Here is a 24,574-nt window from a genome sequence, read left to right as displayed (position 1 = left end):
GTAGGTACTTTTTCATATACACTCATTCCATTCCGGGGAGATTCTGACCGTTAGGCGGTATGCCTTTCGTATATGAACCTCTTTCTACGGATGGAAACCATTGCATTATTCCGACAATATACATCTTCTCGAGCAATATGGCTGGAATAGCCGTTTTGCCGAAAATTTCGAACCCTATCGATGTCAGGGATTGATACCTGCCAGAGTCGTCCGTGACGGCAGAGAGCGCTATCGGGGAATCCATCCCGGTGGTGAAGCAGCGTTGACCCTTTCCGGGAGCTTCCGCTACCTCCTTGATCTCGGAGTACAGCCTATGCCGGTGATAGGAGACTGGTGTGCCCTCTCTTCCACCGACGATCCCGCTCATTTTCGCATTGAGGGAATCCTGCCCCGTGCCACGGTTCTGCATCGCCGCAGCTGCGGCGACGAGGATCTGAGCGCGGCAAACGTTGATGTGATAGGAATCGTTTCTTCCATCGCGAAAGGCCTCAACCTTCGTCGGATCGAGCGTTTCCTTGCCAATGTTCAAAGCGGGGGGGCACAGGGCGCCCTGATTCTTACAAAGATCGATCTTGTCGATGAGCCTGAGGCCTACAAAAGAAGGGCTGCCGCTCGTTTCGGAGAGCTTCCCATCTACCTTGTGGACTCGATTTCCGGAACGGGGGCCGGAGAGCTTAGCGATCTTTTTCTTCCTGGAAGAACTATCGCCCTGACCGGCATCAGCGGAGCGGGAAAATCCACCCTTATCAATCTCCTTCTCGGAAGCTCGATGGCAAGGACCTCAGCGGTTCGCGACAGTGACGGACGGGGAAGGCACACCACCACGGAACGGGTACTCTTCCGCATTCCTTCCGGTGCTTTGGTCATCGATACGCCGGGGGTCCGATCGGTAGGTATTACCGGCAGCGAGGCATCGACAGAGGCTTCCTTTGATGATATTGCACGTTTGGCCGAAGCGTGTCGTTTTTCGGACTGCACCCATCGCAATGAACCGGGCTGCGCGGTAAGAAAAGCGCTTTTAGCCGGAGAGATCGAACAGGATCGTTATCTCAACTATCTGCAGCTTTTGCATGAGGCCTCGGCCGGAGAAGTCGATGAGCGTGAAAGGCGGCGGGAGAAGGACCGGCGCTTCGGCAGGCTTCGCTATACCATGCGGAAAGAGGGACGGAGGGGAGGCTTCGATGGCCGCTGATACAGCTTCCGGCTTTCGGTGCATTCACTGCGGAGCGCCCGTTCCTGCCTATTCCTGGGGAACCAGACACCGAAACCACTGCCCCTTCTGCCTCTGGAGCCGGCATGTCGATATTCGTCCGGGGGACCGGGCAAGCCTCTGCGGCGGTGCCATGGAACCCATTGCAATCTGGAGCAAGAACGACGGGGAGATAATGGTGCTTCACCGCTGTAGCGTCTGCGGGACCATAAAAGCGAATCGCTGTGCCGGGGACGACGACGAAACGATTCTTTGTGCTCTTGCTTCCAGGGTAGCCGATGCCATCGGCCTAAGGAAATAGTGCTTGCTGGGCATTACCCTTGTCTCTCTTTCCTTCGGACTTGGAGATTCGGGGATGCTCAGCTTTTGAGGCGGTCCTTGAGTGCCAACTCCAGCAAAGCAGCATAGACCCGCCAGGATTCAGGGCTATAGCTCCCTGCCATAAGATAGGCGGCGGGAATCCTGCGCTCTTTCAAAAAATCATAGACAAGGCGGTCCCGTTCGGCCATCTGTTCGAGCGTCAGCTGTAACTTCGCCGAAGAGGGGAGGGTATCCTTTTCGTAAGGATCGGAACCCGAGACCACGATGGCAAGATCCGGCTTCATGAATGCGTCGAGTTTTTCCAGCCCCTCGGCAAGGGCTTGGTTGTAAAGGTGCTCCTCCCCCTCGAAGACAGGGATATCGATATCGCTGGGAATAAAGGAGGGATGCTGTGTGCCGTCCGGGCCGAATTCGAGTCCGTCCAGAGGCCATCCTGCGCCCATATGGATGCTCAGGGTCCTGATTGATGGATCGGAATGTGCAATTGCAGCGCTCCCGTCACCTTTGTGGGCATCCACATCGATCACCCAAACACTTTCGACACGCCTTTCCGCCATGAGCCGTCTTGCGGCAATCATGATGTCGTTTATCAGGCAGAATCCGTGACCGAAGTCGGGATGAGCGTGGTGGAATCCTCCGCCGAAGTAAAAGCAGAAACCCGATTCCAGGGCACTTTTTGCGCACTGATAGGTTCCGGCCGTTTTCACAAGGAGTGTGTCGAAGAGTTCTTTAAGGGGACGTTTGGCTTTTGACGGATCGTAACGGTTATAGTTTCCCTTCTCGTCAAGAAGTTCGAAGGCTTCAATAAGAGTGCTCTCCCGTTCTTCCTCGAAGATCCGCTTCACGTAGTTCGGTGTATGGACTCTTGCTACATCCGTGCGGCTGATGCTTTCCTCGTGTTCTTTGCAGATTAATGCCTCAAGATGGGGACGGATTTCCGGCAGACCGGAAAGATATTCAATGCATTTGGGTGCCCGAATGTCTGAAACAGGGATCCCGATACCGAAATCCGAAAGCGGTGCTATGTCCTGATAATATATTAGCATACGTATAGTATAACGCATGGGCGTGGCTTTGCCCATGACGCATTGACAAGTATATATATAAAATTATATATTAAGTAAAACTAATTTTGGAGGTTCGCTATGAATCTACTAATCGGTGTTCTTATTGCGATTGGATTCTTCTTTGTTCTTCAATATGGGATGGTATTGAAAATGAGGATGAAAAAGGGAAAACCGGCTCCGGAGTTAAGCGGTAAGTATGATCGGGCTCTGAAAAACGGAGGAGCTGCTCTCTTCTATTTTTATAGCGACGGATGTGGCGCCTGCAAACCTATGACCCCCCTATTTGATGAATTTTCTTCTACAAGAAAGAATGTCTTTAAAGTGAATATTTCAAACGACATGGCTACGGCCCGGAAATTCGGTGTAATGGGAACCCCCTCGACCGTACTTGTCCGAGATGGCAAGATAGCCGAATTCCTTGTCGGTCCCCAGCCTAGGGAGCGGATAGAAGCGCTTCTCCCCGGCCGGTGAGGTGCTTGACACTACGCTATAATCCATTAATCTTACCATATGGAAAAAATAGGCAATGTAGGGAGAATCGCAGGGATTCTATGATGCTGAGCAGGTTGACTGCCGAATGTCGAATACTGTTGTCTCCCTATTCTCAACACCGGAGGGAGTTTGTTGCCTACAATCGTGAGACAAATGCACATTCTCTTTTCCATTTTTCCATCCTTTTACATCTTTCCGTTTTAATCTGGATTGTTTTTTGCCTGTTCGACGGCAGCACCGTGATATTTTATCTTCCGGTCCTTTTCCTATCTATCATCATGGTCTTAGGTTCCTGCTTCATCATTTTTCACTCTCCCCGTCATGCCGCGAAGTGGGGACATACGCTCCTCCATGTTTCGATTCTGCTTCTTTTTACCTGGGTGGTCTTATTTTGCCACTACTCAGGGCTTTCTCTCTTTTCTTCGGTTTTGTTCATGAGCTGCTATCTGCTGGTCTCTTCGATCTTCTTACTCCACCCGTTTTTTATCATTCCCGTGTATCTGGCAGGTGCTCTTATCTTTCATGCTTCAGATCAGTTTGCCGACCTGAATCGGGCTCTTTGGGTCGCTTTGGGCCTCATGGGACTCATGGCTTCGGCTATGCGTTGGATACTTAGCTTCCATCGATTTCGGGATGTGCTTGATATCAAGAAGAAGCGGGAAAAAATAAACCTTGCCATGGAGGGAGCAGGCCTCGGTTTCTGGAGCTGGGATATCGGAACGGATTGTCTTGAAGCCGACGATCGTTGGTTTTCCATGCTCAATCGTAAGCCTGTATCGACACTCCGCTTTGAGGAGCTTTTGGCGATGATGCACCGTGCCGATCGTCACATTGCAGCCCAAAAGATAAAAGAAGCCCTTCAACCGGGAAAGGAGAGCTACGAGCAGATATTTCGTCTTGAAACCGATGACGGCAGCTATCGCTGGATCAGCTCTAAGGGCATGGTCACCAGAAGAGGGTGTGACGGCTCTCCCCTGGAGATGCACGGAATCCATCAGGATGTTCATGCAAGAATGCTTCAGCAGCAGAAACTCATCCAAAGCGAGAGTCGGTTCCGAGCCTATGCAGAGCACAGTCCCGTGGCGGTTTTTGTTTTTTATGGCAGGGCCATCAGCTATGCTAACCCCCAGGCCTCTTCGCTTACCGGATATTCACTGGAAGAGCTTCTCTCTTTTCCCGATTTTTTTATTCTTGTTGCCGAAAGCGAGCATGTGCGGCTGAAGGCGAGGCTTGCCCTGTTTCGTACCTTTAATGTCGATGATCCCCGCATAGTCTTTCAGCTGCTTACCCGAACTGGCAAGCGGTTATGGGTGGAAGGTTATGCCTCAATGGTCGAAGAGTCGGGGGAGGTGCTTTTTTCGCTTGTCGATGTTACCCTTCGTCACCAGGCCCAGATGCGGCTCTCCGAGTATGCGACCTACGATGAATTAACCGGGGTCTACAACCGTCGGGTCGGTCTGGCAATGCTTGAGAAAGAGCTTCATCGTTCTAAACGGGAGCGGCTTCCTCTTACGGTCGGTTTTGCCGATATCGACAGACTCAAGTTGGTTAATGATACCCTTGGCCATGAGGCAGGGGACCGCCTTATTACGAGGATTACCGCAGTAATGAAACGGATTCTTCGAAGCGGGGATGTTATTTGTCGTCTTGGCGGCGATGAGTTTTTACTCATCCATCCCAACTGTACACCGGATGCGGCAAAGCAGCTTCGTATAAGAATCGATGAAGAACTCGCACGGGAGGCGGTAATCTCGGAAGGGATTCCTCTTAGTGTCAGTATAGGCTACAGTTTCTTTGAACCCGCCTCCACACAAAATGAGCTTGAGATAGAGGTTTTGGTGGATCAGCTGGTCAATTGTGCCGATCAGCGGATGTATCGTCATAAGCGGGATAAGAAAAGCTGAACTTCTTCTTTTATCTCATCCCTGATTTTTCTCGTATAGGCCAGCTTTTCCTCTTCAGTACCCTGAAAACTTGAAGGGTCTCCAAAGGGCCAGTGAAGTCGCTTCCCTGCTCCGGGAAAGATGGGACACCGTTCCTCCGCCTCTTTGTCGCAGACCGCTATAACGTAATCGTAACGACGCCCTTCCTTGCGGAAATCGAAAACACTCTTCGTGGTGTTGCCTGAAATGTCGTAACCATCTTCCTTCATGGCCCGTACGACTATGGGGTTAAGCTTCCCCGGCTCCAATCCCGCACTCTCGGCTTCGACCTTTCCATGGCCCATGGCGTTTAGATAGGTTTCTGCCATTTGGCTGCGTGCGCTATTATGGATGCAGACGACAAGTACCCGTACCGTTTCCCCGTTTCCCATACTACTTCCTATTATAAGAGACCGCCCAAGGTCAATTCTCTGCGTGATGATGAGAAGAATTTTAACAAAAAACTCATATCCGGCCGGAAGAAGAAATGGATATCGACAAAAAAACCGCCTCTGACAGGCGGTCCATCCATCGTAATCTTTCGGGAGCGACGGGGCTTGAACCCGCGATCTCCGGCTTGACAGGCCGGCGCGATAACCAACTTCGCCACGCCCCCACATCGGTAACGTGAAAATGAGGATGCATGATTTTCACGCTTATGTCAAGAGAAGTTTATCAACGGGTTCGTCGACAAAGGAGAGAATTCCGGCTATCCGCTCATCTTCGACCTTGATAGGAGGCAGTGGAAAGAGTTCTTTTCTCCTTTCCATGATGCGTTTTCCCATTTCCAGATAGCCCTTGGGCGTTCGCTCCAGGCCTGTGAATGCATTAAGCAGGGAGAAAAGCGGGAAATGTTTTTCGCTTATCAGCCGGGCCTGATGACAGATTCCCGCAGCGACAAGCAGATGGTTCCGCTGTGCAACGGCAATGGCGATAGTGGCCTTCTCCCTTTCAACCCAAAAGTCCTCCTTTTTGTGATACAACATGGCGGGTCTTGGAAGTCCTTTGATCTGTTTCCACCACGTACCGATCTGATATTCGGCGAGGGTAAAGGGGACGTTTCGATCCCGTATGGTGTCTATATGGGGTGTTAATGCGGCCAAAGGGTCGAAGGAAAAGGGAAAGAGATTAGGATGGTCCGGAACCTGATGTTCCGACGGCTTATCAAGGAATTCCAAAACGGCATCGATGTCACCAGGGCGGATACTTTTTTCTTCTATGAGGCGAAACAATCCTTTTGCCGCAGAGGCGGGATCCATGCCCCTTCTTCTTGCGTGTTCGACGAACTGGAGGGCGTCGGCGGTATGACGGATGCCGAGCAGGGAGATCGGAACGGCCAGGTCGACGTAATCTGGCATGCTCATCTCTCCGTATCTTCCTTCGATCCGTAGTTGGCCGGTACAGGGAAAGGGGCAGCCCTTACAACCGCCGGTGGTCATTTTTCGAAAGAGGAGAGCCTCCTTTCTGTGCATTTTCCCTTCCCCTTTCCCTTCGGGGATGAGCCCGGCCGCAAGGGCAGGGGCAAGCAGCCCCACGGTTCCGAGCCCCTCGACAAAGGGCAGGAGCATACGGTCGTCGACCCTCGGCCGAATGGGGAGGTATCCGGCCATCCGTACCAGAAGGAGCCCCCTGGCTCCTGTGGGCATAAAAGCGGCAACGCCTTTCCGTGTCACGAGGTCCCGGATGGTCGCTTCACTTGTCTCGGCAAGATTCTTAAACGCTTCCTTCTCGACAGGAAGACGTTGCTGTCCTCCCCTTTCGATTGTTATGGCCGTAAGCTTCAATGAACCCAAAAAGAGCCCTGTTCCGCCTCCGGCGGGAAGTGTCCTTCCCTCGTGAACAAGGGCTGCCGACGGATTGCCTTCCCGTGCCGCCTTTCCGATACAGAGCACAGCCCCCTCTTTCCCCTTCCCTGCCATATCTTCGAGGAGTCTCTGCTCGAGTTCGATGGGATCATTCAAATCGATGGCTAAGGGCGTTGAGAAAAAACGGACTTTGTTCGGGCTAATGTGGAGGATTGTGCTTTCCGGGGAGATACCGTGAAATAAAAGACCGTCCAAGCCGCAGCTTGCGATACTTTTCCCGAAACTCCCTTGGCCAAAGGTTTCAAGAAGCATGGGCCGGGAGCCATTCTTTTTCGCGAGCATTACGGCGCTCCATCCGCCGGAAAAGGGGAGAGAGCTACCCGTCAGTAATCCCGGAGCGATAAAAAGGCTTGCGCTTGGAAATAGTGAAAAGAGTTCTGCGGCTATGCCGCTTCCTCCAAGGAAATGCTCAAAAAGTTCTTCCGGAAGCCCTTCGTCTTCAAAACGCCGATCGGAAAGAAATATGTGTCGTATGGTATGTATGGAGCCTCTGTTCATAACGCTTATAGTACAGTGTTACCCGCTTTTTTGCAGCCGCATCCCTGAGATCTTTCTTGACGGCAAGGAGAAAAGCCCCTATACTTCTATTAGTTCACTCATTGAGGAAACCAATAACGGATGTACCAGCAAGATCGAAAGGCACAGACAATCCTCCGTATTATCGGCGAATTGCAAAAGCGTGGCTTTGCCAGTCGCAGCGCTCTTGCCACCGCTCTTTCACTCTACACCTCGACGGTCAGCATCAGGATGAAAGAGCTCCTTGACTGGGGCATTATCCGGGAAGTCGGCAGGGGAGAGAGCGGCAGTTCCGGGGGAAGGAAGGCAACCCTTGTGGAACTCGATCCCGGCTACGGGAGTTTCGGAGGCATCTACCTTGCCCATGATCGGGTGACCGCATCGCTTTTTACTCCGGGCTTGCAGGAATCCGACCGCCGAACACTCTCCCTGGCGGGAATGGGCGAAGCGGATGTTTTGGCCGAGCTGGCGGAAGTTGCACGGTGGCTTGGCTCCGCATCTTCCACCATACCCCTTCGGGGGATCGGCTTCGCAGCCTCTTCGGTGGTCTCCGGTGGAGGACGAGTCGGTTCCTCCTCCCATTTTCCCTGGAACCTCGGGGAGGTCCCGGGGCTTCTGGCCGATCAGGCACACTGTTCGCTTATCTGTTCCGACAATGATGCGAATGCCGCCGCCCTGGCCGATGCCTCTTTGCTCGATAGTGAGCGTCCGAACCTGCTTCATCTTTTGGTCTACGGCAATGTCCCCACCATCGGAAGCGGTATCTTTCTCGACGGAAGGCTGTACCGTGGTTCGGAGGGCGGGGCCGGTGAGCTGGATGAAGGGCTGTGGCCGCTGGAGGGGGATATCGCCCTTCAGGTGCTGCGGCTCGGCAGGCTTTTGGGGCGCTTTCTGGATGTTGACGCAATATTCATCTCCGGTGTTCTCGACGAGGAGGCGAAAAGGAGATTGGAGCGTTCTGGGGATGCGGAAGCGCCGAAGGGGTCGGTTCGTTTTGTCGACGATCCTTGCTGGGTAGAGAAGGGGGCTGCACTCATGGCCCTCCACGAACATATCGAAATCATTACGGGAGTAAAACATGAAGGGTAATATTCTTATCGGACAATCGGGCGGCCCAACCTCAGTCATCAACGCTTCCCTTGCGGGAGCGGTGGAGGGAGTGCTTGAGGCCGGAGCGAGGGGCAAGATATTCGGCATGCAATTCGGTATCGAGGGCTTTCTGGAGGATCGTCTCATCGACCTTGGGGCTCTGTCTTCCGATGAACGGAAATTGCTGGCGCTCACCCCCTCTTCCGCCCTCGGCTCGTGCCGTTACAAATTAAAAGACGATGACCTGCCGGTTATTCTCGAGCGACTGAAAAAACAGGATATACGCTATCTTTTTCTTGCCGGTGGGAACGACACCATGGACACCATCCACAGAATAGAGGCCTTTGCCCGTAAAGAGGGCTATGAACTCTACGGAGTCGGCATCCCGAAGACCGTGGATAATGATCTTTTTGGTACGGATCACACCCCCGGCTACGGCTCTGCTGCCAGATACACCGCCCTTTCTCTCCTTCAGTCGGGGCAGCTTGCCAGGGACATGCAGCGGGTCGATCGTTTTGTGATCCACCAGACCGTCGGACGGGAAGCGGGATGGCTTGCCGCATCGTCGATAATGGCGAAGCAGGGTGAGGGAGATGCTCCCCATCTTATCTATCTGCCGGAACGGCCCTTGTCCAGGGAGCAGGTTTTGAAAGATGTACAAGAATGCATCAAGGCCTACGGATTTTGTTCGATCGTCTGCGGAGAGGGCATCATCTGGCGTGACGGGACCCCTGTTTCGGCCTCTGCCGCGAAGGACGGGTTTTCAAATATCGAGTTTGGGGCCATGGGCGGTACCAGCGCCGCTATCTCGCTTCATCAGCTGATCCATGAGGAGACCGGCTACCGGGGAGAGTTCCAGATCACCGAAAGCCTTTCCATGTGTGCCGATGACCGGGCAAGTGCCACCGATCGAAGCGAGGCCTTTTCCTGTGGGCTTGAGGCTGCAAGGCTTGCGGCCTCCGGCGGAAGCGGAAGCATGATTTGCATGGAGCGCCTTGCCGGGGATTATGCCGTCCGATACGGTACTGTCCCCTTATCCGAGGTCGCTGTACGGGCAAAGCCCATGCCGGATCACTATATCAATGAGTCGGGAAACGGGGTCACCGATGCCTTTCTCGACTACCTTCGCCCCCTTGTGGGCGATATGCCGAAGTATCAGCGATTGTGGTAGTGAGCCACAAGCATAGACATACAATCATCAGATAGAAAAGGAGCATGGTATGAACGGAACGGATGCACGATATGCCGATTTTTCTCTTGTTAAGGAGATGCTGGAGAGCCCCGATGTGATTCGTCGAATGGACGTTGAGGCGGTAAAAAAGTTGGCTGGGGAGCTTACAGGGATAAAGGGGCCCTTTCTCCTCTCCGGAGAAGGTTCTTCCCGGATTTTCCCGGCCAAGCGGGCGAGAATCGAGGCCCTGCGCAGAGGTTCTGCCCTTCTTCCTGTGGTGGAAGGGGCAACCCAGGCGCTGGAATATCCCCTGGCCGGCGGCGTCGCCTTTGTGGCCAGTAATTCCGGCAAAACGAAGGAAGGCCTTCGCCTGGTCCGCAGCGCCAAAAAACGGGGAATAAAGAGCGTCGGTATTGTTGCCAACGCCGGAACCCCCATCGCCGACGAGGCCGATCACACCATCGTCCTCTCCTGCGGTCCTGAAGCGGCTGTTGCGGCAACCAAAAGTGTTATCGAACAGGCCCTTGTCTACCACACCATCTTTGCCGAACGTGCCGGTTTTCCTGTTCCCGACAGGGAAAAGCTTGCGTCCGCTCTTGATGCGGTTTTGCATGCCGCCCCTGCAAAAGAGATCGTCGATGCGGTGACCAAGGCCAAGACCCTCTTTTGGGCGGGAAGGAACGACGGGGTTGCCGAAGAATTGACCCTCAAGACCAACGAAATTTCCCGCAAGCGTTCGGATTTTCTCGAAGGAACCTATGCCGTTCACGGGATCGAAGAGGTGATGACACCGGATGATGTGGTGATCCTTGTGAATCCCTTCCCCGAGGAAGAGGCGAAGCTGAAACAGACCCTTGCGGATGGGGTGGGACTTACGGTAGTTGCCATTGCCTCCAGGCAGACCTCTTTCCCGACCTTTGTTGTTCCTGCTCTTGAAGGGGCCGATGAATATCTGCAGCTTGCAGCCGGCTGGAACCTCCTTGTAGAGGTGGGTATCAACTGTGGCGTTAAGCTTGATCAGACCACCCGGGCACGGAAGGTCGGAAACGAAATGGAGACATCGAAATGAGCTTTTCCTGGCACGCCCGCCATGGGGTGGCGGAGTTTGGATCTAAGGCCGGAGAAACATGGCTTTTCGTCGTTCCCCACGATGATGATGCGGTCATCGGTGCAGGTCTTGCCGTTGCAGCGGGTGTACAAGCCCGTTGCAACGTGACGGTAGCCATTACCACCGACGGTCGTTTGGGGTACTGCGACGATCATGAGCGGAAGAACATCGCCGAAATTCGTGAGGCAGAGACCAGAGAGGCCCTTAACGCCCTCGGCAATCCCGACTGTCGGTTTCTCTCCTTTCCCGATGGAGACCTTTTTACCCGGCGGGGCCGCTCCCTCTCCTCAGATGCGCCGAATGGAGGACTTCAGGGCGCCTATACGGCTCTGCTTCGGGAGGTGCGCCCCGATCGCCTCTTCCTGTGCAGCAACTCGGACCTCCATCCCGATCATAAGATTGTCTATGAAGAGCTCATTATTTCCCTTTTCCATGCCACAGGGGATATCTGGCCGGAGCTCGGCAAAACCCTTGCCGAGGTTCCTCAGATTTTTGAATATCCCATCTACTGTGCCCTTTCCGGCGAGCCCGATTACTGTCTTGCCGCCGACAAGGAGGGGTTTGGGGCAAAGCTCGCCGCTATTGCCGCTTACCAGAGTCAGCGACAGATATCTGCCCTGCTCGATAAGGTTAGAAGCGGCGGCGGATATGAATTCTTTCGAAGGATCCGTTTCGATCTATACGATCCTCATGATTATCTGGCCCTTTTCCCGGGGATAGGAGATTCCAGATGACCTCTTGCGCTTCAGCGGCACGCCCCGTGATCCTGGGCCTTGGGGGGGCGGAGATGGAGCTCTACCCTCATCTTGGGGGAATGGTTCGGCGGCTTTCTCTTGTTCCGGGACAGGGAGGTAATGCTGTCGATCTCCTTGCAGGCGATGAAGAGCATGAGCTCGAAGAGAACCCCTGGTTTCGCGGCCGGCTGCTTTTCCCCTTTTGCGATCGAATCCCTGGAGGACGCTATCGTTTTGAGGGAAAGGAGTTTTGCCTGCCTGCGAACCAGGAAGATGGCTCCGCCATCCACGGGCTGCTCTACAAGATGCCAGGCCGGCTTGTCTCCAAAAGCACAAGTCCGTCGGCCAGGCGGGTCGACCTCAGCTGGCTTTTAGGTGAGGATGCGGGATATCCCTTCCGTCTGGCTCTCTCGGTAAGCTATCGACTTTTTCGTTCAGGAAGCGGGATTGCCGCTTCCATTGCCTTCCGTGCCGTCAACCGGGGCGAAGGCCCGGCTCCTGTCGGTTTCGGCTGGCATCCCTATTTCCATCTTCCGGGTCTTGCTGCCGATGATATGAAGATCTCCATCCCCTGCGAGCATTACGTGGAGGTTAGAGAGGATCTCATGCCGACCGGCCGCCTCGTCCCGGTGGAGGAGGGGAAAGCCTCTGCCGGCTTCTATGATTTTCGACGCAGCCGGCCTCTCGGCAAGGGGGTATACGATATCGCCTATCCCATAGAAAAAGAGAAGGGCGAAAGCGGGCGTACCGTAGAACTGTCGTCCGATACCGTATCGCTGGCTATGAACACGCAAGGTGCCTTTTCCTTTTTTCAATTATTCACCCCTCCCGACCGTTCTGCCGTGGCCCTGGAGCCCCTTTCTAATGTTACCGATGGCTTCAACCGGGACGACATGGGAGCGCTGACGCTTCTTCCCGGAAAGTCCTTTTCCGGTTCGGTCACTCTTTCTCTTCGGCGTCTCTGATGGCTCCGAAGAGAAAGAAATCACCATAAATCATTTATATGTAAAAAGATAGTTCCTTTCATATTTCCTGCCAAATAGGACTTTGGCAGTAACTGCCATCTTTGTGGTGCTTATTGTTGCCCGATTGCGAAAACCCCATGTAGCATAAAAAGGAAATCACACAGGAGGTTGTTATGGAAGGTGCTGCAATTGGGGCCCGCTCGCGGATACAACGATTCGGGCGTTTCTTGAGCGGAATGGTCATGCCGAATATCGGGGCGTTTATCGCCTGGGGTTTGATTACCGCTTTCTTTATTGCTACGGGATGGACCCCCAACGAGAGGCTGGCAACTCTGGTCGGGCCGATGATCAGTTATATGCTTCCGCTGCTGATCGGCTTCACCGGAGGACGTATGATCTGGAACATCCGGGGAGGTGTCGTCGGAGCTGTTGCCACCATGGGAGTTATTGTCGGGGCGGATATACCGATGTTCATTGGTGCCATGATCATGGGACCTGTCGGCGGTATCATTATCAAGAAGTTCGACCAGGCCGTCGAACCACACATTCCGGTCGGATTTGAGATGCTTATCAATAACTTTTCCGCCGGAATTATCGGAATGCTTTTGGCGCTCTTTTCGTTCCTGCTGATCAACCCCGTTGTGTTGGGCATAACCCATGCCCTTCAGGCAGGCGTCGGGGCGATTATTCAAATGGGACTTTTGCCCCTGGTTTCACTCTTTGTGGAACCTGCGAAAATCCTTTTTCTCAACAACGCCATTAATCACGGTATTTTTTCTCCCCTGGGAATAGCCCAGGTCCAGGAAACCGGACGTTCGATCTACTTCCTGCTTGAGACCAATCCCGGCCCGGGGCTTGGTGTCCTTTTGGCCTATCTGCTCTTTTCCAAGGGCGCGGTCAAAGACTCTACCCCAGGTGCCATTATCATCCACTTCTTCGGCGGTATCCATGAGATCTATTTCCCCTACGTTTTGATGAACCCCATTCTCCTGCTTGCCGTCATCGCCGGCGGAGCCTCCGGTGTTGCGGTTTTCAGCCTTTTCGGGGCCGGAGAAGTTGCCACCCCCTCTCCCGGCAGCATTTTTGCGCTCATGGCTGTATCCCCCAAGGGCGGTCAGCTCCCTATCCTCTTAGGAGTTATTATCTCTACGGCTGTCAGTTTCGTTGTTGCAATGCCCTTTGTCCGTCGCTTCGCTTTACGCCAGGAAAATGCAGATGCTTCCCTTGCTCAGGCCAAGAGCCAGGTGCAGAACATCAAGAACCTCGGCAAGGTCCGCAAGATTGTGTTTGCCTGCGATGCGGGAATGGGATCAAGTGCCATGGGGGCAAACCGTCTCAAAAAGAAGCTGAAGGCTGCAGGGGTAGAGGTCGAAGTACTCCACTCTTCGGTTGATGATATTCCCCAGGATGCACAGCTGGTTATCAGCCATGTCAATTTAAGTGATCGGGCAAAGGAAAGCGCTCCTAACGCCCGCCACTTCAGTATCACCAATTTCGTCAATGCTCCCGAATACGATGATATCGTCAAGGAGCTTGCGGAATCGGAAAAAGAGTAAGAGAGATTCCTTACACATATGTCGGGGGCGTTTATCGGCGACCCCCGCTTTCATCGTTGTGAAGGGCTTACAGGAGGAATAGTATCATGCCGTCATTTGTTCAGAGACTTGTCGATGCCGGAACCGTTGCCACCGGTGTTGCTGCAAGAGATTGGGAAGAGGCAATCAGATCGGGAGGGAAGATGATGGTCGATGCAGGACTTTGCGAGAGTCGCTATATCGACGCCATCATCGAAAACCATAAAAACTTTGGCCCCTATTTTATTGTGGCACCAGGAATTGCCATGCCCCATGCAAAGCCGGAAAACGGCGTTTTGAAAACAGGTTACGCCTTTGTCATGCTCCATACACCGGTAGCGTTCGGGGATGAAGAAAACGATCCTGTCGATATGTTGATTTTCGCCGGGGCGGTAAATAGGGAAGAGCACAACGAAGAGGTGGTTGCCCAGGTTGCGGAACTCTGCGACAGCGACGAGTACATAGGGCGACTGCGGGCTTCTTCCAATCGGGACGAGGTGATTGCCGTTTTAAAAGATTTTGATCGGGCTTTTCAGGCCGGGGAGTTGGAATGATGAAAAGTTGGGGAGCGCGTTTGTATGGAAAGATGGATATTCGGGTAGAGCCTTTTGATCTCCCCGACATCGGGGAGGATGAAATCCTTGCAAAGGTCAGAGCCGATACCCTTTGCATGAGCACCCTGAAAGCGGCCAAGCTCGGTCCCGAACACAAGCGGGTACCGGCCGATGTGGACAAGCACCCCGTTCTGGTGGGACATGAGTGTGCGGGAGAGCTGGTGCAGGTTGGAAAACGATGGGCCGATCGCTACAAGGCAGGGGATCAATTCACGATCCAGCCGGCCCTCAACTACAAGGGAAGCATGGATTCCCCGGGGTATTCCTATGCCTACTGCGGAGGGGACGCAACCTATGTGATCTTGCCTCCGGAGTTGATGGAGGTGGATTGCCTGCTTGTCCATTCCGTCAAGGAGCAGTTTCGTGCTGCTCTTGCCGAGCCCTACTCCTGCGTTATCGGTGCCTGCCGCAGCCTTTTTCGCAGCGACAGGCGGTCCCATCGCCATTTTATGGGGATTCGCAACGGAGGCAAGATGGCAATCATCGGAGGCTGCGGTCCCATGGGGCTGGCTGCTATCGATTACGCACTTGCAGGCCCCCAGCGTCCTCAGCGCCTTGTCGTTACCGATGCCGATGATGCCCGAATCGCCAGGGCCCAGGAAATTTTTCGACACGTTGCGATTGAACGGGGCATTGAGCTTTTCTTTATCAATCCTCTTAAGGAAGAGCAAAACGAAGAGCTGTTAAAAAATCTTTCCGGGGGAAACGGTTTTGATGATATCCTGGTTATGGTTGCAAGTGCTCCGCTTTTGGAACAGGCAAATCGACTGCTTGCCTTTAACGGCTGTATCAATTTCTTTGCCGGTCCGACAGATCAGAATTTCTCGGCGGCCTTGAATTATTACGGGGTCCACTATTTTGATCACCATGTGATCGGGACGACGGGTGGAACCGCGGATGATGAGCGGGAGGCCCTGGAATTGATGGAGGACGGCTTGATAAGACCAGAGGCCTTGGTCTCCCATGTCGGTGGGCTTCCTGCCGTCCCCGAGGCGACCCTTGCCCTGGATAAGCTACCCGGCGGAAAGAAACTGATCTACACGGAGTATGATTTCCCACTCTTTGCCCTCGACGAGCTTTCCGGGGAGGCGGAAAAACAGCCGTGGCTTGCGCCTCTGTGTGAGATAGTCGGGAAAAACGGAGGCCTTTGGTCTTTGGAAGCGGAGCAGTGGATTTTTGAACATGCTCCGGCTTTGAAGGAAGATATGTGATGGCCGGACCGAGATTCTTTGCTGTAGGGGTGAGTCCCGCTCTTTCCAGAGTGGTGAGAATCCCCTCCCTGAGGGCCGAGAGCGTAATCAGGGCGATTGACTATATCGAGGCTGCCGCAGGGAAGGCTGCGAACAGCTGTCGAGTCGCCTCTCAATTGGGGGCCTCTCCCTTATTGCTTTCTCCCCTCGGGGATGAGAGCCTTGATTACTATAGGCAGATGGCGGAGGCCGATGGAATTCGCCTTGATGCCGTGCCCTACCCGGGAAGGACGCGTTGGGCCGTTACCCTGATCGATCAGGAAAAGGTAGAAAAAGGGCAAGAGGCTGCAACTGAACTGATCATTGGTGAAGCGAACCCCGTACCCGCTTGGCTAGGCAAAGAACTTTTGGAGCGCGGGCTCGGCCACCTTCCCTCAAGTGATCTCTGTTTGATTGCCGGCAGCCGTCCCCGAACTATTGGGCGGCAGGTTCTGGAGTCTATTGCTCGTCGGGCCGTCACACTCGGTCTTCCCCTTTTCCTCGATATGACCGGTGGCGATATGCTTGCCGTGCTTGGCGCAGTTGCCGAGGCAACAGAAGAGAGATCCAAGGAAAAAGATTCCCGAGTCGTCGTAAAGGTAAACGGGAAGGAATTTGAAGAAAGCTTCGGCGCCGGGCCCGATGTAAAGGGTGCTCTTGCCGTTGAGGCACAGCGTCGAGGCTGTTCTTTTGTCGTCACAAGAGGGGCCAAGTCCGTCCTCTACTATGACCTGAGAAAAGAGCGGGGCGGAGAGCTCCCTGTTGCCACAACCCTGCCTATGAATCCTATTGGGAGCGGAGACACCTTTCTTGCAGCTCTCGCTCTTTCGCTGACGACCGGAGCCGATTTCCCTTCCGCTGTTGCTCATGCGGCGGAAATGGCGTCGCTCAATACCCGGTTTCTCAGACCGGGCACCATTGTTGCTCCATGAGAGGGGCCGGAACAAGGAGATGATCATGTTGGAAGAAACAATAATCGTGAAATCAGAAGAGGGGTTACACACAAGACCCGCCAACAAATTTGTCCAGCTCGTGAGGCAGCTCGGCTGCCACGTTACTATCAGAAAGGGTGAAAAAGAGGCACCGGGTACCAGCCTTTTGAAGATCATGAAAATGGGAGTGGTCCGGGGGGATGAGGTGCTTTTGATCTGCGATGGTGAGGATGAAGAAGGTGCAATGGATACACTGAAGCGCTTTCTGATAGAGGGGCCTGCAGGGGAGGGGCAATCATGAAGGGTGTTCCCGCTTCTCCAGGGCTCGGAGCAGGTGCGGTGTTTATTCTCAGGGAACGTGAGGTTCCCATCGCCGGTTGCCTGAGCATAGAGCCTGAGTCGGAGTTGGATCGGCTGGTAAAGGGAATCGGGATTGCCGCAGCCTATTACAAAAAACTTGCCGATCGTATCCGATTTAAGGTCGGAAAGGAGGATGCGGAGATATTCGAGGGCCATCTTGAGCTCTTGACCGGGGAAGATCTGGAAGAAGGCGTCCGAACCATCATCCTTTCCGAAGCGATGGCGGCGGAAACGGCTGTGATGCACTTTGCAGAAGAGACCGCCGAGGAGTTTCGCCAGCTTGAAAGCGATTACTTCAGGCAACGGGCCGACGATATCCTGGATATCGGAAGGCGTCTTGCCGAGGCCATCTATTATGGGTCGATCTCCGATCCCGGAGCCCTCCCTGATTCCTGCGTTGTCATTGCCGAACAGCTGACTCCCTCCGGGGCCGCACGGCTTGATACCGAAAAGGTTGTGGCCATCGCTACCGAAAAAGGGGGGCGAACAAGCCATGCCGCCATTCTTGCCCGTTCCCTCTGCATTCCCTGTGTGACAGGGGTTCCCGGACTGGTGGAAGGGGTTCGCAGCGGCCAGCTTGTCATCGTCGACGGCGATAGAGGTGTAGTCGATACCGAGGTGACCGAAGCGAAGATAGAAGAGGCTATGTTACGAAAGGCGCGTGAACGGCGTACGGAACAAGAGCGTATGGTATGGTCGGCCTCCACGGAAGCAAGGACAGCCGACGGCTCTCCCGTAACCATTGCCGCCAATGTCGGGGGAAAGCGGGATGCTGAACAGGCAAAACAATATGGGGCCCAAGGGGTCGGCCTGTTACGCAGCGAATTTATCTTTATGCGTTATTCTGATTTTCCCACTGTTTCCCAACAGGTAGAGGAGTACCGAGGTGTCTGTTCTGCCGTAGAACCGGAGCACGTTATTGTAAGGCTCTTGGATTGCGGCGCCGATAAACCCCTGCCCTATGCAACCGCTCCTGCGGAAGACAACCCCTTTCTAGGACTGCGTGGTATCAGGTACCAGAGGGCCAGAAGCGGCTCGCTTGATGATCAGCTAATCGCTATTGCCAAGGTTGCATCAGAAGGGTTTCCCATTAAGGTAATGATTCCCATGGTGATCTCCGTCGAAGAGATCAGGATGGTCCGCTCGAGGCTTAAGGACCTTGCCCCCCAGGACGAAACCATGCCGAGGATGGGCATCATGGTGGAGACCCCGGCATCCGTCATGACCATTGAGCGACTGGCCCCCGAAATCGATTTCGTCAGTATCGGTACGAACGATCTTGTTCAATATACCCTTGCCGTTGATCGCGGCAATCCCGCCGTTGCCCATTTGTATCAGGAGCTTCATCCAGCGGTCCTTCATGCCATCGATCGGGTTGTGAAGCTCTGCCACGAGCTTGCGATTCCCGTCGGGGTTTGCGGAGATATGGCAAGCCATCCTGAAACTGCCATTGCCCTGCTTGCCCTCGGTGTTGATGAGCTTAGTGCAAGCATCAATGCCATCCCCGAGTTAAAAGCGGCTTGTGCGGCAGTGTCGCGGAAACAGCTTGATGAATTACACGGGCAGCTCCTATCCTGCGAATCCGCCGATCAGGCGAGGGCTTTTATTACCCCCTTACTTGCTTCTTCGTATCGACGGTGGTTGGAGGTCTATGGGTGAAACAACGAGTCGGCACCATTTTAAAGCTCCTCACTGCCAATCACGATTGGGTGACGATTGATAAGATTGCAGAGGAGTCGGGGGCCGGGGTCAGGACGATTCACCGAGACCTGCAACGATTGGAACACCTCTTGGCCCTGCGGGGGATTCCCTTGGAACGGAAACGAGGGGTTGGGGTGAGAATTTCATCTCCGCTGTCGGGGCGGCTGGATGCGGATGATCTCTATGCTGGGCTGCGCCTTGAGGTCGAATCCGAGAAGCGACCGATTATGATTCTCCTTTATCTCATTACCGGAGGGCGCTGGATCAAATACGGAGAACTGTCCCATACCTTTTTCGTCAGTGACTCTTCGGTGGGAAATGATCTTGATCAGATCGAATTATTTCTGCCTCGTTCAAGCTACCTTGAGCGCCGGAAAGGGGTGGGCGTTCGCCTTTGCGGAGATGAATGGGCGCTTCGTAAGCTTTTCACCCGTCTTTTTCCCAGTTTGCTGCCTCGGGAAGGCATGGGGTTCTTTTATCCCGCAGCTAGCAAACAGGAATCTCATGCACCTCGAAAGCTCCTTGGCATCCTCGGCATCGACCAGCTTGCCAGGGGCCTGCGGGATGCCCTTGGCAAAGCCGAGGATGTATTGGGCGCGAAATTCTCTCCCCCCAGTTTAATGATTCTCTTTTGCTATCTTTTTGTCTCGCATCGCCGAATTTCCGAAGGCGGTATTCTCCGAGACCCGCTGGATGTTCCGTCCCGGATGCCTCCTCTGCCTGGTATCTACATAAAAGCGGCACGGTCCTGCGGTGATTTGGCGTTTCACCGTTTATTTGGAGAGACCCTTCCCCAGGGCGAACTTGTTCAGCTTGCGCGTATCCTCGCCTCAGGAGAGATCGTTCAGCTTTCCACGCCTTCCCCGTCACTGTTGCTTACCGATCTTTTCGATGCTGTCGATCGTATCGTAGAGAGAACCCTTACCACTATTGAAGAGGAGCAGGGGGTATGGCTTCACGAGGATAACGAATTGCTTTCCCATCTTAAGTTGATGATTGCCGCTGCAATCAGACGCATCGTTTTTGGCGTACCTTCTTGGCGCCCGGAGGGCCATCAGGCAAAAGAAGATGTCGGAGATCCCTATTCCCTGACCCTGGTACGGGAGTTCGGCCTTGAGCTTTCCACCTTCCTTTCTATTCCCGATTTTGCACGACTTTTGTCCGAGCTTCGGAATGCAGCTGTCACCCTCTCCGCAGGGGTCGAACGGGTGATATGCCGCCGTTATGGTGGTATCCGTGTGAGGGTTGTTTGCTTCGAAGGCATTGGTATGTCCCGATATATTGAAAGCCTCGTACGTGAGTTGTTGCCTCCCGGGGGGATGGTTGATGCAGCCTGGTGTGATCCCGCACAGGCAGCCGGACTTGGAAAGGCTGAACCTTCCTGGGATTTGGTGATCTCTACCTATCCCATACGCGGATTTTCCGGTCGCTTGTTGCAGATATCCGGGGATGAAAGCGCTGATATTATCCGCGATCGCCTGCGCCGTGCCATTGCGGAAATCCCCCTTTCTACGCATGCGACAAACCTTTCCGAAGAGTGCAGCAGGGATTCTTCGGTCGACTTTTCATCCCTTCTCCGGATTCTCGACGGCTTTTTTCTTACCGTATATGAAGAAAACGACGATCGGCATCTTGTCGAAGCCGCCGTTGATGCGGTAGCCGATGTCTGTCTGAATAGGCGACAGCTGGAAACGGATTTTTTGCGAAGGGAATCCTATGGTTCGTTGCGATTTGAAGATCAGGGGATCAGGGTCCTCCATTGCCGTTCGGCCGGGGTCCGTGAAGCAAAGGCCGGTATTCTACGGCCTCGTGATGCAAGGGGGGGAGAGGTGTTGCTGGTACTTGTTGCTCCCGCCCATGCCGAGCAGCGGCAGACGAAAGCCCTATCGGAATTGGTTATTCTGACTGCCGATTCGGAAGATTTTTGCCGCTTGCTCAAAAGCGGTGAACGATCCGAAATCCAGTCCTATCTCCTGCGGCGCTTTAGTGATTTTCACGAAAGGTGGGTGTAGAGAATTTCCATGCCGATGGCAATGAGGATGATACCTCCGGCGTATTCAGCCTTGGCTTCAAGAAGATGATAGAGTTTTCCCCCCGCCTTCACCCCGAGAGCCGAAAGAAGGAAGGTGACGATTCCGATTACAATTGCTGCAGGAAAGATGGAGTAACCGGCCAAGGAAAATGAGAGGCCTACTGCCAGGGCATCGATACTCGTTGCGATAGAAAGAAGGAGAAGTCTTGTCGGACGCAGGATCTCCTTTGCCGGACGTATCTCCGGGTCTTCACAATATGCTGTGCTTTTATACCCTTCAATAAACATATGGACCCCAATGATCGTTAGCAGTCCGAAGGCGGCCCAGTGGTCCCATGCTTCTATTTGCTTGCGGAACATGGCTCCCCCGAACCATCCCGCTATCGGCATTACGGCCTGGAAAAGGCCGAAAGATGCTGCAACGATAATGACATGACGTGGTTTTGCGTCCGGCATTCCGCATCCGCTGGAAAGACTTACGGCAAAGGCGTCCATAGAAAGGCCTATGGCTATGCCGATGATCAATAATGACGACATTGGTCCATTGTACCGAAAAATCACTTTGGAGAAAATGTCTTTAACGGGTTTTTATCGATTCCATCGTGTGTATCGTGCTCATTTCACGATTCCTTGATGTTCAGTTGATATCTTAGTGTCTGGAATCCTGGTGGTTTGTGACTCCCTTTACCGGTAAATTTCTTTCATTTCTGTCGGTGCATGGTTTTTCTCATAGTTTGGCTTTCAATTGCCTGCGGAAAAAGAAAGTGTGTCCTTTCAACCACCAGGATTCCGGACAGTACACTCCCATTACGCTATTAATTGTACAATGGCTGTTTGTATGGTATGGTGTGGTAAAACCGAACATTACACATAAGGTAGGAATCTATGAGAGGAGAAAAGACAACACTCTTTTTCGCATCCCGGACCGGTATTATCGTTACCGGAGCTCTTATCGGTATCATTGCGGCTCTGCTTCAGTTTCTTGGAAATCCGCCGAATATGGGCATCTGCGTCGCCTGTTTTGAGCGTGATATCGCCGGTGCCCTCGGGCTTCATCGTGCAGCCGTCGTCCAGTATCTTCGGCCCGAGATCATGGGCTTTGTTCTTGGTTCCATGGTGGCCGCGCTTTTGTTTGGAGAATTCCGTTCAAGAAGCGGTTCGGCACCGGTGGTTCGCTTTTTTCTGGGTGTTTTTGCAATGATTGGCGCCCTTGTTTTCCTTGGCTGTCCCTGGCGTGCTTTACTGCGACTGGCAGCGGGAGATTTGAATGCTGTTACCGGCATTGCCGGACTTACCGTGGGTATTGCCATTGGAGTGGCTTTCCTGAAGCGGGGTTATAGTCTTGGTCGTTCCCACAAAAGCGGGGCAGTGGTGGGGTGGGTCTTTCCCGCCTTTATGGTCTTTCTGCTGATTCTGCGCATTGCTGCGCCGAAATTGGGCGGGGGGGCCGTCTTTTTCAGTGAGAAGGGGCCTGGATCGATGTTTGCTCCCCTGTTTATCAGCCTTGCTGCAGGCTTGTTGATTGGTTTTCTGGCACAGCGAACGCGTTTCTGCACCATGGGGTCTATCAGGGATCTTATCATCATGGGGGACAGTCACCTGATCAGCGGGGTTGCAGCCCTTGTTGTTGCCGCCTTTCTCATGAATCTCGTTCTTGGACAATTTCATCCGGGGCTTGTCGGCATGCCGGTTGCCCATAGTAGTCATCTCTGGAATTTCCTGGGCATGGTGCTTGCCGGCCTTGCCTTTGCCCTTGCCGGTGGTTGCCCGGGACGACAGCTTTTCCTTTCGGGAGAGGGCGACGGAGATGCTTCTCTCTTTGTTTTGGGGATGATAACAGGGGCTGCTTTTAGCCATAATTTCTCTCTGGCGGGATCTCCCGACTCTATGGCGGACGGGGTCTTGAAGGTGGGAGGAATCGGCCCTGCGGGTGTGATTGCCGTCTTTATCGGATTGATCTTCTGTTTGTTCGTCGGTTTTCGTATGAGGGAGGAATAGTATGGAGTTTGAAAAACTGGATGCACGGGGATTAAGCTGTCCCCAACCCGTTATCCTGGTGCGAAAGGCCATCCAGGCGGGGCGTCTTCCGGCTGAGGTGATGGTCGAGACGGTTACCAGCCGGGAGAATGTAAAGCGTATGGCAACGAAAATGGGTTGCTCGGTTGAGGTCGAAGCGGTAGGTGACGAATTCCGGATGATTATATCTCGAAAAGCTTGATGGACCCTCTCTATCTTGATAACGGTGCAACAAGCTGGCCGAAGCCGCCGGAGGTCGCCCGAGCCATGGCCGACTTCCTCTCCGACGTAGGTGCCAGCCCGGGGCGGGCCGGGCACCGTCTTGCCTTGGAGGCGGGGCGAATCGTCTACGACACCCGGGAGGCCCTTGCCGAGTTCTTTGGTCTTAAGGATCCCATGCGGGTGGTTTTTACGTCCAATGTTACCGAAGCCCTTAATCTGGTACTCCGGGGATTGCTTATCCCCGGAGACCGGGTGATTGTCAGCTCCATGGAACACAATGCTGTGATGCGGCCCTTACGTTTTCTCGAGCAGCAGGGCGTTACCGTAGAAACCCTCCCCTGCGACGCGGAAGGACGTACCGATCCTCGGGAGCTGGAGCTTGCCCTGGAAAAGCCTGCCAAGCTTGTTGTTGTGAACCACGCCTCGAACGTCACCGGCACGGTACAGCCCCTAGGCCGCTTCGGTGCCGTCGTTCGGCAGAGAAGAAAGGCTCTTGGTACGCAATACCCCCTGTTTCTTGTCGATACGGCCCAGAGTGCCGGTAGCATACCCATCGATATGGAACACGATGGGGTGGATATCCTTGTTTTTACGGGACATAAAGGGCTCCTTGGCCCTACCGGCACCGGCGGGGCCTTGTTCGGACCGTACGTACCGGTGGATACCATCAAGCCTTTGATACGGGGAGGCACCGGCAGCCGTTCCGAGCGTGAGACGCAACCGGAATTCCTTCCCGATCGTTTTGAAAGCGGTACGATGAACAGCGTCGGCCTCGCAGGGCTGCTTGCAGCCCTTACATGGATACGCGGTCGGGGGGTAGTTGAACTCCAGCGCCGGGAAGCGGCTCTCTCTATGCGTTTGTACGAGGCTCTTGCTGAGATGAAGGGGATTCGGCTGTATGGGCCCGATCGAAGGCCCGGTTTCCCCTTGCCTGAAGCAGGATGCTGTACCGGTATACTCTCTTTTAACATCGATGGAATGCCCTGTTCCGAGGCTGGGATGCGGCTGGACGAAGAATACGGAATTCTATGTCGGGTCGGACTCCATTGCGCCCCGAGCGCCCATCGAAGCATTGGGACCTTTCCTGAAGGGACCATCCGATTCGGTGTGGGGCCTTTTACCAATGATGGAGATATCGATCGTGCCGTGGATGCCGTTTCTCGGCTTTCGGGAGAGGTTCAGTGAACGAAGAGTACGCAGTGGTGCTTGTCCACTCAACCAGCCATGCCATTCGTGGAGAGAGACTGCTTAGTGGAGCAGGGGTCCCCTGCCGCCTGATACCGGTCCCCAGATACCTCAGTTCCGATTGTGGCAGTTGCATCAGAATCAAGAGCGGTGATAGCGAACGGGCGGAAAGCCTGCTTCGGGATGGCGGCGTCGGCGTTGAGGCGGTAAAACCCTACGGTCCCCTTTGACAGATCCCCCTATGCAGCA

The 24,574-nt window shown here is 54.0% G+C and carries 24 protein-coding genes and 1 tRNA gene; 20 read left to right on the top strand and 5 right to left on the bottom strand.

From position 1 onward, the window contains the following. Positions 1-100 precede the first annotated feature (100 nt). Both rsgA and SPIRS_RS18020 read left to right on the top strand, forming a co-directional pair. Complete coding sequence (gene rsgA, locus SPIRS_RS18025; protein WP_013256119.1) at positions 101-1,192, top strand: ribosome small subunit-dependent GTPase A; 1,092 nt, start codon at positions 101-103, stop codon at positions 1,190-1,192. Beyond that, on the top strand, positions 1,182-1,511 hold the full coding sequence (locus SPIRS_RS18020; RefSeq protein ID WP_013256118.1) for an RNHCP domain-containing protein: 330 nt from the start codon (positions 1,182-1,184) through the stop codon (positions 1,509-1,511). Before rsgA ends, SPIRS_RS18020 begins: the two co-directional genes overlap by 11 nt. 58 nt (positions 1,512-1,569) lie before the next feature. Here the strand turns inward: SPIRS_RS18020 and SPIRS_RS18015 are convergent, their stop codons facing one another. Further along, on the bottom strand, positions 1,570-2,577 hold the full coding sequence (locus SPIRS_RS18015) for a histone deacetylase family protein (RefSeq protein WP_245537619.1): 1,008 nt from the start codon (positions 2,575-2,577) through the stop codon (positions 1,570-1,572). 99 nt (positions 2,578-2,676) lie between these two features. On the opposite strand from SPIRS_RS18015, the gene SPIRS_RS18010 reads away from it, so the two are divergent. Together SPIRS_RS18010 and SPIRS_RS18005 are read left to right on the top strand one after the other, a co-directional pair. Further along, positions 2,677-3,069 (top strand): thioredoxin family protein, encoded by a 393-nt coding sequence (locus SPIRS_RS18010; protein WP_013256116.1) that lies wholly within the window; start codon positions 2,677-2,679, stop codon positions 3,067-3,069. A gap of 80 nt (positions 3,070-3,149) precedes the next feature. Continuing rightward, positions 3,150-4,994, top strand: coding sequence for a sensor domain-containing diguanylate cyclase (locus SPIRS_RS18005; protein WP_013256115.1), 1,845 nt, complete (start codon positions 3,150-3,152; stop codon positions 4,992-4,994). Here the strand turns inward: SPIRS_RS18005 and SPIRS_RS18000 are convergent. The 3 genes from SPIRS_RS18000 to SPIRS_RS17990 all read right to left on the bottom strand — a co-directional run bounded on the left by SPIRS_RS18000 (position 4,970) and on the right by SPIRS_RS17990 (position 7,375). Next, a complete protein-coding gene (locus tag SPIRS_RS18000; RefSeq protein ID WP_013256114.1) occupies positions 4,970-5,404 on the bottom strand; it encodes an arsenate reductase ArsC in 435 nt (144 codons plus the stop codon). The genes SPIRS_RS18005 and SPIRS_RS18000 overlap by 25 nt on opposite strands. A 150-nt stretch (positions 5,405-5,554) precedes the next feature. Then, positions 5,555-5,628: transfer RNA gene (locus SPIRS_RS17995), tRNA-Asp, on the bottom strand. A gap of 40 nt (positions 5,629-5,668) precedes the next feature. Beyond that, entirely contained in the window at positions 5,669-7,375 is a 1,707-nt protein-coding gene (locus SPIRS_RS17990; RefSeq protein WP_013256113.1) for an aldehyde ferredoxin oxidoreductase N-terminal domain-containing protein, read from the bottom strand. A 120-nt stretch (positions 7,376-7,495) separates the two neighbouring features. Here SPIRS_RS17990 and SPIRS_RS17985 point away from each other — a divergent pair, with 120 nt between their 5' ends. The 12 genes from SPIRS_RS17985 (at position 7,496) to SPIRS_RS17930 (ending at position 20,882) form a co-directional block, all read left to right on the top strand. Further along, entirely contained in the window at positions 7,496-8,482 is a 987-nt protein-coding gene (locus SPIRS_RS17985; protein ID WP_013256112.1) for an ROK family transcriptional regulator, read from the top strand. Beyond that, the gene (locus SPIRS_RS17980; protein ID WP_013256111.1) at positions 8,472-9,653 is read left to right on the top strand and encodes a diphosphate--fructose-6-phosphate 1-phosphotransferase; all 1,182 of its coding nucleotides are present in this window, start codon (positions 8,472-8,474) and stop codon (positions 9,651-9,653) included. The genes SPIRS_RS17985 and SPIRS_RS17980 overlap by 11 nt, the downstream gene beginning before the upstream one ends. A 49-nt stretch (positions 9,654-9,702) precedes the next feature. Further along, on the top strand, positions 9,703-10,722 hold the full coding sequence (locus SPIRS_RS17975; RefSeq protein ID WP_013256110.1) for an SIS domain-containing protein: 1,020 nt from the start codon (positions 9,703-9,705) through the stop codon (positions 10,720-10,722). Beyond that, a complete protein-coding gene (locus tag SPIRS_RS17970) occupies positions 10,719-11,495 on the top strand; it encodes a PIG-L deacetylase family protein (protein ID WP_013256109.1) in 777 nt (258 codons plus the stop codon). The genes SPIRS_RS17975 and SPIRS_RS17970 overlap by 4 nt, the downstream gene beginning before the upstream one ends. After that, positions 11,492-12,460, top strand: a complete 969-nt coding sequence (locus SPIRS_RS17965) for an aldose 1-epimerase (RefSeq protein WP_013256108.1) — start codon at positions 11,492-11,494, stop codon at positions 12,458-12,460. Before SPIRS_RS17970 ends, SPIRS_RS17965 begins: the two co-directional genes overlap by 4 nt. A 173-nt stretch (positions 12,461-12,633) precedes the next feature. Continuing rightward, on the top strand, positions 12,634-14,016 hold the full coding sequence (locus SPIRS_RS17960) for a PTS mannitol transporter subunit IICB (RefSeq protein ID WP_013256107.1): 1,383 nt from the start codon (positions 12,634-12,636) through the stop codon (positions 14,014-14,016). An 86-nt stretch (positions 14,017-14,102) separates the two neighbouring features. Then, positions 14,103-14,588 (top strand): PTS sugar transporter subunit IIA, encoded by a 486-nt coding sequence (locus tag SPIRS_RS17955; protein WP_013256106.1) that lies wholly within the window; start codon positions 14,103-14,105, stop codon positions 14,586-14,588. Then, positions 14,585-15,859, top strand: coding sequence for a zinc-binding dehydrogenase (locus SPIRS_RS17950; protein ID WP_013256105.1), 1,275 nt, complete (start codon positions 14,585-14,587; stop codon positions 15,857-15,859). Before SPIRS_RS17955 ends, SPIRS_RS17950 begins: the two co-directional genes overlap by 4 nt. Further along, positions 15,859-16,809 (top strand): PfkB family carbohydrate kinase, encoded by a 951-nt coding sequence (locus SPIRS_RS17945; RefSeq protein WP_013256104.1) that lies wholly within the window; start codon positions 15,859-15,861, stop codon positions 16,807-16,809. The genes SPIRS_RS17950 and SPIRS_RS17945 overlap by 1 nt, the downstream gene beginning before the upstream one ends. A 25-nt stretch (positions 16,810-16,834) precedes the next feature. Next, positions 16,835-17,110 carry an HPr family phosphocarrier protein gene (locus SPIRS_RS17940; RefSeq protein WP_013256103.1) on the top strand — a complete coding sequence of 92 codons (276 nt, stop codon included), beginning with the start codon at positions 16,835-16,837 and terminating at the stop codon, positions 17,108-17,110. After that, positions 17,107-18,828: a phosphoenolpyruvate--protein phosphotransferase gene (ptsP, locus tag SPIRS_RS17935; protein ID WP_013256102.1), complete on the top strand. Its 1,722-nt coding sequence runs from the start codon at positions 17,107-17,109 to the stop codon at positions 18,826-18,828. The genes SPIRS_RS17940 and ptsP overlap by 4 nt, the downstream gene beginning before the upstream one ends. Continuing rightward, entirely contained in the window at positions 18,825-20,882 is a 2,058-nt protein-coding gene (locus SPIRS_RS17930) for an HTH domain-containing protein (protein WP_013256101.1), read from the top strand. Before ptsP ends, SPIRS_RS17930 begins: the two co-directional genes overlap by 4 nt. On the opposite strand, the gene SPIRS_RS17925 is transcribed toward SPIRS_RS17930, so the two are convergent. After that, the gene (locus SPIRS_RS17925) at positions 20,864-21,439 is read right to left on the bottom strand and encodes a manganese efflux pump MntP (protein WP_013256100.1); all 576 of its coding nucleotides are present in this window, start codon (positions 21,437-21,439) and stop codon (positions 20,864-20,866) included. The two genes, SPIRS_RS17930 and SPIRS_RS17925, sit on opposite strands and share 19 nt — an antisense overlap. 348 nt (positions 21,440-21,787) lie before the next feature. Here SPIRS_RS17925 and yedE point away from each other — a divergent pair, with 348 nt between their 5' ends. From yedE to SPIRS_RS17905, 4 genes are read left to right on the top strand one after another with little or no spacing between them, the layout of a single operon-like run. Then, positions 21,788-22,900: a YedE family putative selenium transporter gene (gene yedE / locus SPIRS_RS17920; protein WP_013256099.1), complete on the top strand. Its 1,113-nt coding sequence runs from the start codon at positions 21,788-21,790 to the stop codon at positions 22,898-22,900. A 1-nt stretch (position 22,901) separates the two neighbouring features. After that, positions 22,902-23,120: a sulfurtransferase TusA family protein gene (locus SPIRS_RS17915; protein WP_013256098.1), complete on the top strand. Its 219-nt coding sequence runs from the start codon at positions 22,902-22,904 to the stop codon at positions 23,118-23,120. After that, entirely contained in the window at positions 23,120-24,325 is a 1,206-nt protein-coding gene (locus SPIRS_RS17910) for an aminotransferase class V-fold PLP-dependent enzyme (protein ID WP_013256097.1), read from the top strand. The genes SPIRS_RS17915 and SPIRS_RS17910 overlap by 1 nt, the downstream gene beginning before the upstream one ends. Continuing rightward, complete coding sequence (locus SPIRS_RS17905; RefSeq protein ID WP_013256096.1) at positions 24,322-24,555, top strand: DUF3343 domain-containing protein; 234 nt, start codon at positions 24,322-24,324, stop codon at positions 24,553-24,555. The genes SPIRS_RS17910 and SPIRS_RS17905 overlap by 4 nt, the downstream gene beginning before the upstream one ends. The last annotated feature ends 19 nt before the right edge of the window (positions 24,556-24,574 follow it).

Source organism: Sediminispirochaeta smaragdinae DSM 11293 (assembly GCF_000143985.1).
In the GTDB taxonomy this organism is placed as follows: domain Bacteria; phylum Spirochaetota; class Spirochaetia; order DSM-16054; family Sediminispirochaetaceae; genus Sediminispirochaeta; species Sediminispirochaeta smaragdinae.
This window is presented reverse-complemented; position numbering and strand designations above follow the sequence as displayed.

What these genes read in the sequence shown, in the direction of transcription:
- SPIRS_RS17960 (WP_013256107.1), top strand. Translation starts at nt 12,634, where the DNA reads ATGGAAGGTGCTGCAATTGGGGCCCGCTCGCGGATACAACGATTCGGG.
- SPIRS_RS18005 (WP_013256115.1), top strand. Translation starts at nt 3,150, where the DNA reads ATGATGCTGAGCAGGTTGACTGCCGAATGTCGAATACTGTTGTCTCCC.
- SPIRS_RS17950 (WP_013256105.1), top strand. Translation starts at nt 14,585, where the DNA reads ATGATGAAAAGTTGGGGAGCGCGTTTGTATGGAAAGATGGATATTCGG.
- SPIRS_RS17910 (WP_013256097.1), top strand. Translation starts at nt 23,120, where the DNA reads ATGGACCCTCTCTATCTTGATAACGGTGCAACAAGCTGGCCGAAGCCG.
- SPIRS_RS17940 (WP_013256103.1), top strand. Translation starts at nt 16,835, where the DNA reads ATGTTGGAAGAAACAATAATCGTGAAATCAGAAGAGGGGTTACACACA.
- SPIRS_RS17990 (WP_013256113.1), bottom strand. Translation starts at nt 7,375, where the DNA reads ATGAACAGAGGCTCCATACATACCATACGACACATATTTCTTTCCGAT.
- SPIRS_RS17975 (WP_013256110.1), top strand. Translation starts at nt 9,703, where the DNA reads ATGAACGGAACGGATGCACGATATGCCGATTTTTCTCTTGTTAAGGAG.
- SPIRS_RS18010 (WP_013256116.1), top strand. Translation starts at nt 2,677, where the DNA reads ATGAATCTACTAATCGGTGTTCTTATTGCGATTGGATTCTTCTTTGTT.
- SPIRS_RS18020 (WP_013256118.1), top strand. Translation starts at nt 1,182, where the DNA reads ATGGCCGCTGATACAGCTTCCGGCTTTCGGTGCATTCACTGCGGAGCG.
- SPIRS_RS17915 (WP_013256098.1), top strand. Translation starts at nt 22,902, where the DNA reads ATGGAGTTTGAAAAACTGGATGCACGGGGATTAAGCTGTCCCCAACCC.
- SPIRS_RS17925 (WP_013256100.1), bottom strand. Translation starts at nt 21,439, where the DNA reads ATGTCGTCATTATTGATCATCGGCATAGCCATAGGCCTTTCTATGGAC.
- SPIRS_RS18015 (WP_245537619.1), bottom strand. Translation starts at nt 2,577, where the DNA reads ATGCTAATATATTATCAGGACATAGCACCGCTTTCGGATTTCGGTATC.
- yedE (WP_013256099.1), top strand. Translation starts at nt 21,788, where the DNA reads ATGAGAGGAGAAAAGACAACACTCTTTTTCGCATCCCGGACCGGTATT.
- SPIRS_RS17955 (WP_013256106.1), top strand. Translation starts at nt 14,103, where the DNA reads ATGCCGTCATTTGTTCAGAGACTTGTCGATGCCGGAACCGTTGCCACC.
- SPIRS_RS17965 (WP_013256108.1), top strand. Translation starts at nt 11,492, where the DNA reads ATGACCTCTTGCGCTTCAGCGGCACGCCCCGTGATCCTGGGCCTTGGG.
- ptsP (WP_013256102.1), top strand. Translation starts at nt 17,107, where the DNA reads ATGAAGGGTGTTCCCGCTTCTCCAGGGCTCGGAGCAGGTGCGGTGTTT.
- SPIRS_RS17985 (WP_013256112.1), top strand. Translation starts at nt 7,496, where the DNA reads ATGTACCAGCAAGATCGAAAGGCACAGACAATCCTCCGTATTATCGGC.
- SPIRS_RS17980 (WP_013256111.1), top strand. Translation starts at nt 8,472, where the DNA reads ATGAAGGGTAATATTCTTATCGGACAATCGGGCGGCCCAACCTCAGTC.
- SPIRS_RS17945 (WP_013256104.1), top strand. Translation starts at nt 15,859, where the DNA reads ATGGCCGGACCGAGATTCTTTGCTGTAGGGGTGAGTCCCGCTCTTTCC.
- SPIRS_RS18000 (WP_013256114.1), bottom strand. Translation starts at nt 5,404, where the DNA reads ATGGGAAACGGGGAAACGGTACGGGTACTTGTCGTCTGCATCCATAAT.
- SPIRS_RS17970 (WP_013256109.1), top strand. Translation starts at nt 10,719, where the DNA reads ATGAGCTTTTCCTGGCACGCCCGCCATGGGGTGGCGGAGTTTGGATCT.